The sequence below is a fragment of the Streptomyces sp. NPDC102283 genome (genome assembly GCF_044766265.1).
GTDB lineage: Bacteria > Actinomycetota > Actinomycetes > Streptomycetales > Streptomycetaceae > Streptomyces.
Genome location: NZ_JBIWLQ010000017.1, coordinates 66,337 through 80,658, shown reverse-complemented (window position 1 = coordinate 80,658; position 14,322 = coordinate 66,337). Strand labels below are relative to the sequence as shown.

At 71.7% G+C, this 14,322-nt stretch carries 9 protein-coding genes; 3 read left to right on the top strand and 6 right to left on the bottom strand.

Translation table 11 applies throughout. The features are described from left to right. Nucleotides 1-92: 92 nt before the first annotated feature. The gene (locus ACIRJT_RS28995; protein WP_403914694.1) at nucleotides 93-824 is read left to right on the top strand and encodes a nitroreductase family protein; all 732 of its coding nucleotides are present in this window, start codon (nucleotides 93-95) and stop codon (nucleotides 822-824) included. A gap of 240 nt (nucleotides 825-1,064) precedes the next feature. Further along, nucleotides 1,065-2,618: a peptidoglycan-binding protein gene (locus tag ACIRJT_RS28990; RefSeq protein ID WP_403914691.1), complete on the top strand. Its 1,554-nt coding sequence runs from the start codon at nucleotides 1,065-1,067 to the stop codon at nucleotides 2,616-2,618. A 155-nt stretch (nucleotides 2,619-2,773) separates the two neighbouring features. On the opposite strand, the gene ACIRJT_RS28985 is transcribed toward ACIRJT_RS28990, so the two are convergent. Then, on the bottom strand, nucleotides 2,774-3,445 hold the full coding sequence (locus ACIRJT_RS28985) for a hypothetical protein (protein ID WP_403914688.1): 672 nt from the start codon (nucleotides 3,443-3,445) through the stop codon (nucleotides 2,774-2,776). A 74-nt stretch (nucleotides 3,446-3,519) separates the two neighbouring features. Here ACIRJT_RS28985 and ACIRJT_RS28980 point away from each other — a divergent pair, with 74 nt between their 5' ends. Beyond that, nucleotides 3,520-4,386, top strand: coding sequence for a DUF3626 domain-containing protein (locus tag ACIRJT_RS28980; protein WP_403914685.1), 867 nt, complete (start codon nucleotides 3,520-3,522; stop codon nucleotides 4,384-4,386). 49 nt (nucleotides 4,387-4,435) lie between these two features. Here ACIRJT_RS28980 and ACIRJT_RS28975 read toward each other — a convergent pair whose 3' ends face one another. From ACIRJT_RS28975 to ACIRJT_RS28955, 5 genes are all read right to left on the bottom strand, one after another. Beyond that, on the bottom strand, nucleotides 4,436-8,095 hold the full coding sequence (locus ACIRJT_RS28975; RefSeq protein WP_403914902.1) for a S8 family serine peptidase: 3,660 nt from the start codon (nucleotides 8,093-8,095) through the stop codon (nucleotides 4,436-4,438). Between the two features lie 204 nt (nucleotides 8,096-8,299). Continuing rightward, on the bottom strand, nucleotides 8,300-9,442 hold the full coding sequence (locus tag ACIRJT_RS28970) for an XdhC family protein (protein WP_403914682.1): 1,143 nt from the start codon (nucleotides 9,440-9,442) through the stop codon (nucleotides 8,300-8,302). Between the two features lie 35 nt (nucleotides 9,443-9,477). Next, nucleotides 9,478-10,935, bottom strand: a complete 1,458-nt coding sequence (locus ACIRJT_RS28965) for an NCS2 family permease (RefSeq protein ID WP_403914679.1) — start codon at nucleotides 10,933-10,935, stop codon at nucleotides 9,478-9,480. Between the two features lie 372 nt (nucleotides 10,936-11,307). After that, a complete protein-coding gene (locus ACIRJT_RS28960) occupies nucleotides 11,308-13,725 on the bottom strand; it encodes a xanthine dehydrogenase family protein molybdopterin-binding subunit (RefSeq protein ID WP_403914676.1) in 2,418 nt (805 codons plus the stop codon). Further along, complete coding sequence (locus tag ACIRJT_RS28955) at nucleotides 13,722-14,321, bottom strand: (2Fe-2S)-binding protein (protein WP_403914673.1); 600 nt, start codon at nucleotides 14,319-14,321, stop codon at nucleotides 13,722-13,724. The genes ACIRJT_RS28960 and ACIRJT_RS28955 overlap by 4 nt, the downstream gene beginning before the upstream one ends. Nucleotide 14,322 lies beyond the last annotated feature (1 nt).

The following is a 14,322-nucleotide window of genomic DNA, read 5'->3' as shown; positions in this document are numbered from 1 at the left end:
TACCGCTGATTCAGCGGGAATCGGGGCGGCCCGCAACCGCGCGCGCGGGGCGGGGAGACACCGGCGGAGGATCCTGCCTAAACTCCGCGATCATGACCATGGAAACGGCTCAGGCCGACCCGTCCGCCCTCGGCGGCCCCGCCCTCTTCGACACCATGTCCACGATGCGCGCCATGCGCCGCCTCAAGCCGGACCCGGTGCCGGACGGGACGATCGAGCAGCTGATACAGGCCGCCGTCTGGGGGCCCAGCGGCGGCAACATGCAGTGTTACGAGTACGTGGTGGTGACCGACCGCCAGGTGATGGCGCGGCTCGCCCCGCTGTGGAAGCGGTGCGTGGACGCGTATCTGGCGACGACCGGGAAGTACGCCCCGGCGGGCATGGACGAGGCGGCGTACGGCCGGATGGTCGCGGCGATCGAGTACCAGCGCGACCACTTCGCCGACACCCCGGTGCTGATCGTGCCGTGCTACCGGTTCCCGGAGCCACGCCTGGACGAGGAGGGCCTGGCCGCCTCGGCGCGGGCGCTCGGACCGGCGGGCACCGAGCACATGATGAACACGCAGACACGTTTCCAGACGCTGGCCGAGGGCTCCTGTGTCTATCCGGGGGTGCAGAACCTGCTGCTCGCGGCCCGGGGGCTGGGGCTGGCGGCGAACATCGCCATCTGGCATCTGATGCTGGAGCAGGAGTGGAAGCGGGAGCTGGGCATCCCGGAGGACATGGCGACGTTCGCCGCCGTGCCGGTGGGGTGGCCCGCGGGCAACTTCGGCCCTGTCCGGCGGCGTCCGGTGGCGGACGTCATCCACCGCGACCGCTGGTAGCGGCCGGCGCCGCGTCAACCCGCGCCGACACCCCTGTCGGGTGAAGCGCCACGTCACCCGACAGGGCTAGCACCGCACTCAACTCCTGTGATTTTGCAGGATGTTGCCAGCGGAATCACCTCTTCAGCTCTTTGTCATGCCCACCCCATATCGATAGCCTGGCCGTGCTCGGCATCCCTCTGGCCCGCTCCGGGCCCGAGGGCTTTTCTCTTCCGCCCACCCCACTGAGCAGGAGCCCTCATGCCCCTTGGCACCGCCGCCCGAACCAGGGCCCGCGCCTGTGCCGTGGCGGCCCTCACCGCCACGGCCCTCCTCGCGACCGGACACCCGGCGACCGCCGCCCCGCACGCGGACACGCCCGACCCGATGAACCGCGCGTTCGCCGAAGCGGCGCACGAGTACGGCGTACCGCGCGATCTGCTGGCCGCCGTCGGCTACGGCGAGAGCCGTCTCGACGGCCACGCGGGCACGCCCAGCCAGGCGAACGGCTACGGCGTGATGCATCTGGCGAGCAACCCGGCCAACCGCTCCCTGGAGAAGGCCTCCGAACTGACCGGCGAGAGCGCGGCCCGGCTGCGCCGGGACACGACGGCCAACATCCTGGGCGGCGCGGCCGTCCTGCGCGACCACGCCGACGCGCTGGGCCTGGACGCCGCAGAGCGCCGGGACGTGAACTCCTGGTATCCGGCGGTGGCCCGCTACAGCGCCGCCGAGGGTCCCGCCGCCGCGCTCTACGCGGACGCGGTCTTCACGTTCCTCGCCGAGGGCGTGTCCGCCACGGCGCCCGGCGGCGAGGAGGTCCTCGTGCCCTCGCGGCCGGTCGACCCGGACAAGCACGCGGTGTCGGCGTCCGACGTCTACGCCCAGAGCCCGGACTACCCCTCGGCACGCTGGGTGCCCGCGTACTCCGGGAACTTCGTCGTCGACCGCAAGGCCGCCATCGACAAGGTGGTCATCCACACCACCCAGGGGTCGTACGCCGGTTCCATCAGCTGGTACCAGAACCCGGCCTCCGAGGTCAGCGCGCACTACACGATCCGCTCCTCCGACGGTGAGGTCACCCAGTCGGTCCTGGAGAAGGACACCGCCTGGCACGCCGGCAGCACCAACTCCTCGTCCGTCGGGATCGAGCACGAGGGCTACGTCGACAACCCGGCCTGGTACACGGAGGCGATGTACCGGTCCTCCGCCGCGCTCACGAAGCACCTCGCTGCGCGGTACGGCATCCCGAAGAACCGGTCCCACATCATCGGCCACAGCGAGGCGCCCGGCGCCGACCACACGGATCCCGGCCCCAACTGGGACTGGAACCACTACATGGAGCTGATCGACGGCGACCCGGGCAGCGGCGGCGACGGACTGACCTTCCCCACGTACACGACCCAGCGGTCCGGCTCCACCGGCCCGCAGGTCAAGGCCGTGCAGACGCTGCTCAACGCCCAGGGTCACCAGGCGGGCGCGGCGGACGGCAGCTTCGGACCCACCACCAAGGGCGCGGTGCAGGCGTTCCAGCGGGCCCGCTCGCTGGAGGCCGACGGAACGGTCGGCCCGAAGACCTGGACCGCCCTGCTGTCGGCCGGCACGACCCCGGCGCTGTCGCGGGGCGGTTCGGGCGACGCGGTGAAGCGGCTCCAGCGGTCCCTGACGGCGGCGCTCGGCACCACCGTCGGCGTGGACGGCAGTTTCGGCCCGGCCACGGAGACGGCGGTGCGCAGCTACCAGACCAGCCGCAAGCTCTCGGTCGACGGCCAGGTGGGCCCGGCCACATGGGAGGCGTTGCAGAGCGGGAAGTGAGCGCGGCCCCGGGCGGGCCCTCTCCGACTCCGGAGGGGCCCGCCCGGGACCGCCGGGCGCCGGGGCCGCCGGGGGCCCACCGCGCCCCGGCGGCCCCGGAGGCGGACCGACCGCGGCGCCGCGGGCACGGAGGCGCACGGCGTCCGGGGCGCGGGCTACTCCCCCGGGCCGACCGGATACCCGATCTCCTGGACGTCCGCGGCCAGTTCGGCGGGGACCCGCTCGGGGGCGAGGGCGGCGATCACCTCGTCGGTCAGCGGTCGCAGCGCATAGACGTGACGCACGGCTTCGATATCGACGGAGACCTCGAAATGGTCCTCGGCCCACTCCTGGTAGGACTCGGGAGTGCCCGTGAGGAGGAGCTGGAAGAGCCAGTCGGCCCCGTCGGAGTCCTCTCCGTCCTCGGGGAACTCGATGGCTCCGGCCCGCCAGCGGTCGTCGTCGCTCGCGCGCCAGAGGCAGGCGGTGACGACGGGCACGCCGAACTCGTCGGTGAACAACGGCTCGTCGACGTAGCGGCGGAACACGGCGGGCACCTCGTCGAGCACCCCGGGCCAGGGGCCGTCGTCCACGTACGGGCTCATCGGCGACTCGTGGTCGAAGCCGCGCGCGTACGCCCCGTCCGCGGAGAAGACCACGGAGTACTCCCCGCCCGACCCGTCCCGCATCGAGGCCATCGTCTCCGTCGGCGACCACCGCGCGTCGAAGCTGTGCCAGCGGTGGTCCCACTCGGGACACAGGATCGCGTCGAGCATCGCCAGGGAACGACAGAGATCGGTGAGGGCGGATATGCCCGGCAGCCCGCGGGCCACGTCGTGAACGCTCATGGTCATATCCAACCGCACGGGCGGGGCGGAGGTATTCAGGTGCTCCCGCGACGCCGCGCGGTCACACTGTCACGATGAACGTCGATATCCCGGTCACTTCTGCCCGAACGCGGGCACTGGAGCACGTCACCTCGCTGTCCTCCGGCGCGCCCCTGGACGCCGGGCCGTGCGTCACCCTGAACTTCCACCCCGACCGGGCGGTGGCGGGGCGGCCGATCCTCGGACGGCTGCGCGAGGACGGTCTGTACGTCTCCCAGTTCGTGACCGGCACCGGCAACGGCGGGCTGACCGCGCACCCCGGCGGCGACCGGTGGCGCTGGGAGAGCCGGATCTTCGCAGGCGCGTACGACCGGGCCGGGCCCGCGGAGCGGCCCGTCTACGGGGCGCTGGACGTCCACCGCTCTCCCTACGGCGCCGCTCCCCGCTTCGGCTCCGCACACTTCAGGCTGGTGGCGGACGTCCTCGGCTCGGCCACCTTCTGCTACCCGGACAGCGCCGCCGAGCCCGCGCACTTCGGCGTCGCGGCCCGGATGTCGGGGCTCGTCGAGCTGGCGGCGGCGGACCGCCGTGACGCCCTGGACGACTACATCGAGGCGCAGCTCCACGCCCCGGTCCGGCTGGACCGGGACGTGGCGGCGCTCGTGCTCGACCCGGTGTACCGGGGGACAGCGGTGGAGGCGGCGGCCCGCCTGCTGCCGTGCCCCGTCGAGTGGCACCCCGGATTCCGTCTCTGCGTCGAGGAGCTGCGGATCCATCCCGGCTACCGCGGGCCGGAGTTCGTCGCCCTCGGTTCGGCCCTGGCGGTCGACGGGTGGCTGGACGCCCGGATCATCGGAGACGCGGTGCGGTCCGGGCGGCATGACGCACAGGACCTGAAGCGGGTCTGGCATCTGCTGGCCCGGTTCGGACGGACACCCGCCGCCGGTCCGGCCGGAGGCTGACGCACGTGGTCCCGCGCCCCCCGAGGGAGTGCGGGACCACGTCAGCAGGTCACTTCAGGCCGAAGGCCCGGATGATCTCCTGGTCGACGACGAGCCCGCCGGGGCCCTCCGCGTGCGCCTTGAGCGAGACCGAGGTCGCGCCCTTCGACGGGGTGCGGAAGGTGGCCGTCCACTCGCCGGTCCTCTTCTTGCGGAGGTCCACCTTCGACCAGTGCTCGCCGTCGTCGTAACTGACCGACAGCGAGGCCTTGTCCGCCTTCACCGCGCCCGGCAGCCACTCCTGGGTGGTGGAGGAGAGGCCGATCTCCGTGGTGCGGCCGGCCCGGACGTCGCCCGCCAGGTCGGTGTCGACGGCGTAGTCCAGCTGAAGCATCGGGATGTCGGCCTGCTGCGGGCCGCCCGGCTCCAGGGCGCCGGAGACGAAACCCCACTCGGAGTGGGTGCGGGTCGACGTCTTCCAGGTCTCCGCGTCCCGCCGCGAGTCGATGACCAGGCGGTACGGGAGCTTCTCGGCGGGGAGGTCCCAGACGAATCCGGCCCTGCCCACGCCCTTCTTCAGCTCCTTGTCGCCCTGGTGGACGGCGTAGGAGGTGGTGTCGTACTCGTTCTCGGGCATCGAGCCGGAGTGGCCCGCGCCCGCGTCCGTCCACGGGGTGATGTTGAACTGGACGTCGTTGTGGACCGTGCGGAAGGGACCCCAGTAGGCGGTGCCGAGACGGGGGCGGACCACCGGGGCGAACCACTCGGCGCGGTAGTCCTTGCCCGCCCGGTAGTCCAGCTCGGCGCTGCGCATCTCGTGCGCCCGGTCCGACTGCTCCGCGTTGAGGACGGAGTGGTTCTCGTACCAGAAGGAGTCGCCCGGCAGCGGGTTGACCCATTCGGTGCGGACGTCCGGGAACTGCTCGTACTCCTCGAAGCCGAGGCCGGGCCCGTAGTCCGGGATGTCGTAGCGGTAGCCGCCGCCGAGCGTCTTCCTGTGGCCGTAGAAGGTGTTCTCCACCTTCGCGAGCTGACGGGTCGAGGGCGCGAAGGCCAGCGAACGGTCCGGGATCGTGCCGTCGTGGCGGTCCACCAGGTCGTACACGTAGTCCGCGAACTTCTTCTGGTCGACCTGGACCTTCTTGCCGCGCTGCGCCGCCCTGATCAGGCTCTCGCCCGCGGACTTCTGGACGGACGCGACGGGAATCGTGGTCTCCTCGCCGTACGGGGTGTAGCTCTCCATCGCCACGCCACGCTCGTCGTTGACGACGAACAGGGCCTCGGCCCCGGCCGCCAGCGCGGCCGCGAGGCGTTCGGCGGGAGCGACGTCGGCGCTGCGGGTGATGACGACCGCCTTGCCGCGCGCGTCCACACCCCGGTAGTCGGCCGGTGCGCCCTTGCCCGCGTACACCGCGTTCAGCTTCTGCCTGCGGTCCTCGGCGACCGCCGCGCCGCCCTGGACGAAGACCGGCACGTCACGGCCGTCGGCCTCGACGTCGATCAGCTCCTCGCCCTGACGCCAGCGGGTCAGGAAGCTGAAGCTGCCCTGGGTGACCTTCTTGGTGGGGCTCGCCCACAGCTGGTCGTACGTCAGCGGTATCTGGAACGCGTCACGCTGGACGGTGCCGTCCGGGGCGGTGCGCGCCATGTCGTAGCGGAGCTGGCGGGTCTCGGTCTCCTTCGGTGTGCGCACGTCGATCCTGCGGGCCTTGGAGGCGTCGAGGGTGACGGTGGTGGAGCCGGTCAGGATCGTCTCGGGGGCCGCGAGGAAGGCGACGGCCCTGGAGTCGGAGCGGTCACCGTCGATGTCCACGGTGGCCCAGGCGGTGTAGTTGCCGGGCGGCAGGCGCAGCGTGGTCTCGCCGCCGCTGACCTGGACGAGGCCGAGCTCCGTGTCGCCCAGTTCGGCGAGGACGACGGTGCCGTCCATCGGCTTGCCCGAGCGGTCGCGGAGCTTCACCGTCAGGTCGTGCAGCTCCTTCTCCTTGGTGAGCGCGAAGCCGGTGTGCGCGACCGTCGCGCCCGCCGCGTCGGTCGCGACGACCTGGCCGGAGAAGGTGGTGTCGTTGGCGACCTTGGCCGGGTCGAGAGAGAGGACCGCCTCGGCGGTGCCCCCGGCCGGGACGGTCAGCGTGTCGGTGGACAGCGTGTACGCCGCCTCGTCCGTGTCGGTGGCCAGGTTCAGCGTGACGTCCGTGTCACCCGCGTTGCGGTAGGTGATGGTGCGCTCGGCGACCTGGTCGGACGGGCTGTGCGGCCAGTCGTAGGAGGCCACCTGGACCGAGCCGGTGGCCTCGATCGTCGTGTCGATCGCCGCCTTCACATCCAGCCGGCCGGTGCCCTGCTCGTACGGGGTGTACGCGTCGAGCTTCTTGGACGAGGCCATCAGCGCGTCCTTGATGCGCTGACCGGACCAGTCGGGGTGACGCTGCTTCAGGATCGCCGCCGCGCCCGCGACATGGGGCGTGGCCATCGACGTCCCGGACATCGACTGGTACATGCCCTCGATGCCGGGGACGGACTGCGAGGCGGCGGCGTTGATGTCGACGCCGGGGGCCGACAGATCGGGCTTCAGGCCGTGCGAGCGGACCAGCGGGCCCATCGAGGAGAAGTCGGCGCGGCCGTCCTGCTTGTCGACGGCGGCGATGGTGAGCGCCTGCTCCGCCGAGCCGGGCGAGCCGATGGTGCCCGCCCCGTACGCGTTGCCCGCCGCGATCACGAACAGCGGACCTCCGTCCGCCGAGAGGGAGTTCACCGCCTGGGACATCGGGTCCGTGCCGTCGTCGGGCACCGGGGAGCCGAGACTCATGGAGACGACGTCGGCTCCTTCGGCCTTGGCCCACTCCATGGCCTCGATGATCCCGGAGTCCGCGCCGGAGCCCTCGTCGCCGAGGACCTTGCCGACGAGCAGGTCGGCCGCCGGGGCGACGCCCTTGTTGGCGCCCTCGGAGGCGGCGCCGGACCCGGCGATGGTGGAGGCGACGTGCGTGCCGTGACCGTTCTTGTCGTCGACCTCCTCGCCCGGGACGAAGCTGCGGGCGCCGACGACGCGGTCCTTGACGTCCGGGTGGTCGACATCGATGCCGGTGTCCAGGACGGCGATCTTGGCGCCCTTGCCGTCGAAGCCGTCGGCCCATGCCTGCGGGGCGCCCACCTGCGGCACCGACTCGGTCAGCAGCGCCTCGGAGCGGCCGTCCAGCCAGAGCTTCGCGATCCCGCCGTCGAGTGAACGGGCCTTGTCCGCACCGGTGATGGCGCTCCAGAACGTCCGCGCGTCGTTCTTGTCGGCCGAGAGCGCGGCCCCATTGACGGATCGGAGGGTGTGGACCTTCTTCGCGCCGCGCGGGGCGGCTGGCAGCGCCTTGGCCCGCGCGGGCAGGTAGGTGGCGATCAGCGGGACGGAGCCGGTGCCCTCGTCGTCGTATCCCATCCGCACCAGGGCCGAGACGTTGAACAGCCTCCGGTCCAGGGTGCCCGCCGCGATCAGCGCGGTGGCCTCGTCGGGCAGGACGTACACGTCCTCGCCCGCCTGCTGGATGCGGACGCCGCCGCTCGCGCCGTCGGGGCGGTCCACGGTGACGGTGTCCTGGTCGCCGGGGCCGTCCACGTAGCGCACGACGTCACCGGTGATCAGGGTGACGGTGTGGCTCTCGGTGCGTACCTCGGAGCGCGGGGTCTCGGAGCGGGGTGTGGGGGCGGCGCCCGCGGTGCCGGCGAAGGGGACCAGCATGCCGCCCATCAGGGCCGCCGAGGTCGCCAGGAGCAGGGCTCTGCGTCCTGGGCGGGCGGATCTCGCCCGGCCGGGAACGGAGGAGGGGGAAGAAGTCATGCAGCTGATCTACCGGCAAATCCGGGGCGACCGCTGCGTTGCGGGCGGGCGGGAAACCGCCGTGGCGGTAACCCGCCCGAGGTGGACAGGCTGTTGACGGACGTTTCAGGCCACCGAGGCGAGCGGCTGTCCGCTGCTGTCGTGATGAATGGGGGTATGGGCCCCGGTGAGCGGTACGCCGCTGCCGCCGCGCCGGACCGCGACGATCTCGGCGGCGATGGACAGGGCCGTCTCCTCCGGCGTACGCGCGCCCAGGTCGAGGCCGATCGGCGAGTGCAGCCGCGCCAGTTCACGGTCGGTGAGGCCGACCTCGCGCAGCCGGTCGTTGCGGTCCAGGTGGGTGCGGCGGGAGCCCATCGCGCCGACGTAGGCGACCGGGAGGCGCAGGGCGGCATCCAGCAGCGGGATGTCGAACTTGGCGTCGTGGGTGAGGACGCAGAGCACCGTACGCGCGTCGGTCGCGGTTCCGGCGAGGTAGCGGTGGGGCCAGTCGACGACGATCTCGTCGGCCTCGGGGAAGCGGGCCGCGGTGGCGAAGACCGGGCGGGCGTCGCAGACGGTGACCCGGTAGCCGAGGAACTTCCCGGCGCGGACCAGCGCCGCGGCGAAGTCGATGGCGCCGAACACGATCATGCGGGGCGGCGGGACGCTGGACTCGACCAGCAGCTCGATGGGCCGGCCGCAGCGGGAGCCCTCCGCGCCGATGGCGAGCGGTCCGGTGCGGCCCGCGTCCAGCAGGGCGCGGGCCTCGGCGGCGGCGGTCCGGTCGAGCGCCGGGTGGCCGCCGAGCCCGCCCATGTGACCGCCGTCGGCGCGGACCAGGAGCGGGAGCCCGAGCAGTTCCCCGGGTCCGTCCGTGACCCGCGCCAGCGCGGCCGCCGTCCCCTCCGCGGCGGCCGCGAGCGCGGCGGCGAACACCGGGCGGGCGGGGTCGTCGTTGCGTACCGGTGTCACCAGGATGTCGATGACGCCGCCGCAGGTCAGACCGACCGCGAAGGCGTCCTCGTCGCTGTAGCCGAAGCGCTCGCGGACGGATTTCCCGTCGTCCAGCGCCTGTTGGCACAGTTCGTACACCGCCCCCTCCACGCAGCCGCCGGACACCGAACCGAGGGCCGTGCCGTCGCGGTCGACCGCGAGGGCGGCTCCTGGCTGCCGGGGCGCGCTGCCGCCGACCGCCACGACGGTGGCGACGGCGAACTCGCGTCCCCGCGACACCCACCGGTGCAGCTCTTCGGCGATGTCCAGCATGGCGTGTCTCCTTAGGCGGGAGGGGGGCCCGGGCGTCAGTGGACGCCCAGCCAGCTCTCGATCGGGTTGAGGGCGAAGAAGACGATGAAGATCACCGTCAGCCCCCACATGAAGGCCCCGACCTCGCGGGCCCGGCCCTGGGCGAGCTTGATGGCGCTGTACGCGATGACACCCGCGGCGACACCGGTGGTGATGGTGTACGTGAAGGGCATCAGGACCACGGTCAGGAAGACCGGGATGGCGACCGAGCGGTCGCTCCAGTCGACGTGCCGGGCGTTCTGCATCATCATCGCGCCGATGACGACGAGGGCGGCGGAGGCCACCTCGGTCGGCACGATCGAGGTGAGCGGGGTGAAGAAGAGGCAGGCGGCGAAGAAGAGGCCGGTGACGGCGGAGGCGAGCCCGGTCCGGGCCCCTTCGCCGACTCCGGTCGCCGACTCCACGAAGACCGTCTGGCCGGAGCCCGAGGCGACACCGCCGATGACGCCGCCGGCGCCGTCGATGAACAGCGCCTTGGACAGGCCCGGCATGCGGCCCTTGTCGTCGGCGAGCTTGGCCTCGGTGCCGACGCCGATGATGGTGGCCATCGCGTCGAAGAAGCCGGCCAGCACCAGGGTGAAGACGATCATGCCGACCGTCATCACACCGACGTCGCCCCAGCCGCCGAACTCGACGTTCCCGAAGAGCGAGAAGTCGGGGGCGGAGACCGCGCTGCCCTCCAGCTCCGGCGGACCGCTGCTCCACGTCTTGGGGTCGATGTCGACGATCGCGTTGATGATGATCGCGACCACGGTGCCGACGGCGATGCCGATGAGGATCGCGCCGGGGATGTTGCGCGCCTGGAGCATGAAGATGAGCAGCAGGGTCACGGAGAAGATGAGGACGGGCCAGCCCGCGAGTTCACCGGCCGGGCCGAGGGAGACGGGGGTCGCCTCGCCCTGGTGGACGAATCCGGCCTTGTAGAGGCCGATGAGGGCGATGAAGAGCCCGATGCCCATGGTGATGCCGTGCTTGAGCGCGAGCGGGATCGCGTTCATGATCAGCTCGCGGAGGCCGGTGACCACCAGGAGGCAGATCACCACACCGTAGATCACACACATGCCCATGGCCTGCGGCCAGGTCATGTTGGGCGCGACCTGCGAGGCGAGCACACCGGAGACGCTGAGCCCCGCGGCGAGCGCCAGGGGCACCTTGCCGACGAAGCCCATGAGCAGGGTCGTCGCCGCCGCCGCGAAGGCGGTCGCGGTGATCAGGCCGGGCTGGCTGAGGAGGTTGCCGTTGACGTCCTCCCCGCCGAGGATGATCGGGTTGAGCAGAAGGATGTACGCCATGGCCATGAAGGTCGTGACGCCGCCGCGCACCTCGCGCGCGACCGTGGATCCTCGTTCGGATATGTGGAAGTACCGGTCGAGCCATGATCTTCCGGCGGGGACGCGCGAGCCGGGGCCCGCGCCTTCCGGACTGGTCTTCGGTTCCACTGACTGCTGGGTCATGATGCCTGACTCCCAAGGTTCACAGGGGCACCCGCTTGGAGATTCCTGAATGCGGGATTTGGGATGACTGCGTCGGCTGCACGACCCGGGGACGGCCGGGACGGACTGTGAGGCAGAACGGATGTGCCGGCGGCACGGATGGCACGTGGGGCGATGCCGTGCCTCGGCACGGCGAAGAACCGCGAGCGGTGCGGTACTCGGGTCCTCCGGGCGGTGCGGGTGCGGAAAAGTGTGACGTTCTCGGCGTTGCGCACCGCCCGGAGAGTTCGGGGGGGGCCGCCAGAGCCTGTCGTCGCCCGGCAGGCGGGAGAGTGACGACAGGTCCTGGAAGGCTGCCGGGCGACGACCGGTGGGAGATCGCCCGGCGGGCTCTCAGGTGCTGGTGAGGTGTTCGGGCCGCACCGGCGTCCTGTTGAGCTCGAGACCCGTCGCGTTCCGGATCGCCGCGAGGACGGCCGGGGTGGACGACAGGGTGGGGGCCTCGCCGATGCCGCGAAGCCCGTACGGGGCGTTCTCGTCGGCGAGTTCGAGCACGTCGACCGGGATCGTCGGCGTGTCGAGGATGGTGGGCAGGAGGTAGTCCGTGAAGGACGGGTTGCGCACCTTCGCGGTCTTCGGATCGACGATGATCTCCTCCATCACGGCGACCCCCATGCCCTGGAGGGTGCCGCCCTGGATCTGGCCGAGGACGGAGAGCGGGTTGAGCGCCTTGCCGACGTCCTGGGCGCAGGCCAGTTCGATGACCTTGACCAGGCCCAGCTCGGTGTCGACCTCGACGACCGCGCGGTGCGCGGCGAAGGAGTACTGGACGTGGCCGTTGCCCTGTCCGGTGCGCAGGTCGAACGCCTCGGTGGGCCGGTGGCGCCACTCCAGCTCGATGTCGATCGCCTCGTCCTCCAGGACGTCGGCGAGATCGGCCAGCACCTCGCCGCCGTCGGTGACGACCTTGCCGCCCTCCAGGAGGAGTTCGGCGGTGGCCCAGGCCGGGTGGTAGGTGCCGAACTTGGTGCGTCCCAGCTCCAGGACCTTCTCCCGTACGGCTTCGCAGGAGTTCTTGACCGCGCCGCCGGTGACGTACGTCTGGCGGGAGGCGGAGGTGGATCCGGCGGAGCCGACCCGGGTGTCGGCGGGGTGGATGGTGACCTGGTTGACGCCGAGTTCGGTACGGGCGATCTGGGCGTGGACGGTGACGCCGCCCTGGCCGACCTCGGCCATCGCGGTGTGTACGGTCGCGACCGGTTCGCCGTTGATGACCTCCATCCGGACCCGGGCGGTGGAGTAGTCGTCGAAGCCTTCGGAGAAGCCGACGTTCTTCAGGCCGACCGCGTAGCCGACACCCCGCACGACGCCTTCGCCGTGGGTGGTGTTGGAGAGCCCGCCCGGCAGCGCGCGGACGTCGACGGAGGTGCCCTCGCTGCCCGCCGCCAGCCACTGCTGCTCGGGCGGCAGCGGCCGGGACTTGACCCGGCGGAGCAGTTCGGCGACCGGGGCCGGCGAGTCGCAGGGCTGTCCGGTGGGCAGCAGGGTGCCCTGTTCCATGGCGTTGAGCTGCCGGAACTCCACCGGGTCCATGTCCAGCTTCGCGGCGAGCTTGTCCATCTGCGCCTCGTAGGCGAAGCACGCCTGGACCGCGCCGAAGCCGCGCATCGCTCCGCAGGGCGGGTTGTTGGTGTAGAGCGCGATCGCCTCGATGTCGACGTCCTCGATGACGTACGGGCCGACCGAGAGCGAGGAGGCGTTGCCGACGACCGCCGGGGAGGCGGAGGCGTAGGCCCCGCCGTCCAGGACGATGCGGCACTTCATGTGTGTGAGCTTGCCGTCCTTGGTGGCGCCGTGCTCGTAGTGGAGCTTCGCCGGGTGCCGGTGGACGTGTCCGAAGAAGGACTCGAACCGGTTGTAGACGATCTTCACCGGCTTGCCGGTGCGGAGCGCCAGCAGGCAGGCGTGGATCTGCATCGAGATGTCCTCGCGGCCGCCGAAGGCCCCGCCGACGCCGGAGAGCGTCATGCGGACCTTCTCCTCGGGCAGGCCGAGGACGGGGGCGATCTGGCCGAGGTCCGAGTGCAGCCACTGGGTGGCGACGTACAGCTCGACGCCGCCGTCCTCGGAGGGCACCGCGAGGCCGGACTCGGGGCCGAGGAAGGCCTGGTCCTGCATGCCGAAGGTGTAGTCGCCGGTGACGATGACGTCGGCCCGCTTCGCGGCCTCGTCGGCGTCGCCGCGGATGATCGGCTGGCGGTGCACGATGTTGGGGTGCGGGACATGGCCGATGTGGTGGTCGTCGCGTCCCTCGTGCACGAGCACGGCGTCGGGAGCGGTCGCCGAGGCCTCGTCGGTGACGAGGGGCAGCTCGCGGTACTCGATTCTGATCTTGGCGGCGGCGCGGCGCGCGGTCTCCGGGTGGTCGGCGGCCACGATGGCGACCGGCTCACCGTGGTGACGGACCTTGCCGTGGGCGAGAACCGGGGTGTCCTGGATCTCCAGGCCGTAGTTCTTCATCTCGGCGGGCAGGTCGTCGTAGGTCATCACGGCGTAGACGCCGGACGTCGCGAGCGCCTCGGAGGTGTCGATGGAGACGATCTCGGCGTGCGCGACGGTGGAGCGCAGCGTCTGGCCCCACAGCATGTCCTCGTGCCACATGTCGGAGGAGTAGGCGAACTCTCCGGTGACCTTGAGGGTGCCGTCGGGGCGGAGCGTGGACTCGCCGATGCCGCCCCTGGTGGGCGAACCCTGGGTGATCTTGGTGGGGGTGCCGGCCGGTACGGTCCGGGCCTTGGGTGTCGTCGTCATGACTGGACCGCCTCTTCCTGGCGGGCGGCCGCGAGGCGGACCGCGTCGAGGATCTTCTCGTAGCCGGTGCAGCGGCAGAGGTTGCCGGAGAGCGCCTCACGGATGTCCTGGTCGGACGGCGAGGGAGTGTTCTCCAGCAGCTCGTCGGCGGCGACCAGCAGGCCGGGGGTGCAGAAGCCGCACTGGACGGCTCCGGCGTCGATGAACGCCTGCTGGATCGGGGAGAGTTCGACGGCCTCGCCGGTCTGGCCGTCGGTGGGCTTGGACTGCCAGCGCTTGGCGGCGTCCAGGGTGGTGCCGCAGGATCCGGCGGCGCAGCCGCCCCCGGGGTGGGCGTCCTCGCGGTGCTTGGCGTAGTCGGCCAGTCCCTCGACGGTGACGACCTCGCGGTCCTGGACCTGGCCGGCGGCGACGAGGCACGCGCAGACCGGGACGCCGTCCAGGCGGACGGTGCAGGAACCGCACTCGCCCTGCTCGCAGGCGTTCTTGGAGCCGGGCAGGCCCATGCGCTCACGCAGGACGTACAGGAGGGACTCGCCCTCCCACACGTCGTCGGCTTCCTGCTGACGGCCGTTGACCGTGAAATTGACTCGCATG

Excerpts from the sequence above, each read along its gene's own strand:
- ACIRJT_RS28995 (WP_403914694.1), top strand. The coding sequence starts at position 93 with ATGACCATGGAAACGGCTCAGGCCGACCCGTCCGCCCTCGGCGGCCCC.
- ACIRJT_RS28990 (WP_403914691.1), top strand. The coding sequence starts at position 1,065 with ATGCCCCTTGGCACCGCCGCCCGAACCAGGGCCCGCGCCTGTGCCGTG.
- ACIRJT_RS28985 (WP_403914688.1), bottom strand. The coding sequence starts at position 3,445 with ATGAGCGTTCACGACGTGGCCCGCGGGCTGCCGGGCATATCCGCCCTC.
- ACIRJT_RS28980 (WP_403914685.1), top strand. The coding sequence starts at position 3,520 with ATGAACGTCGATATCCCGGTCACTTCTGCCCGAACGCGGGCACTGGAG.
- ACIRJT_RS28975 (WP_403914902.1), bottom strand. The coding sequence starts at position 8,095 with ATGCTGGTCCCCTTCGCCGGCACCGCGGGCGCCGCCCCCACACCCCGC.
- ACIRJT_RS28970 (WP_403914682.1), bottom strand. The coding sequence starts at position 9,442 with ATGCTGGACATCGCCGAAGAGCTGCACCGGTGGGTGTCGCGGGGACGC.
- ACIRJT_RS28965 (WP_403914679.1), bottom strand. The coding sequence starts at position 10,935 with ATGACCCAGCAGTCAGTGGAACCGAAGACCAGTCCGGAAGGCGCGGGC.
- ACIRJT_RS28960 (WP_403914676.1), bottom strand. The coding sequence starts at position 13,725 with ATGACGACGACACCCAAGGCCCGGACCGTACCGGCCGGCACCCCCACC.
- ACIRJT_RS28955 (WP_403914673.1), bottom strand. The coding sequence starts at position 14,321 with ATGCGAGTCAATTTCACGGTCAACGGCCGTCAGCAGGAAGCCGACGAC.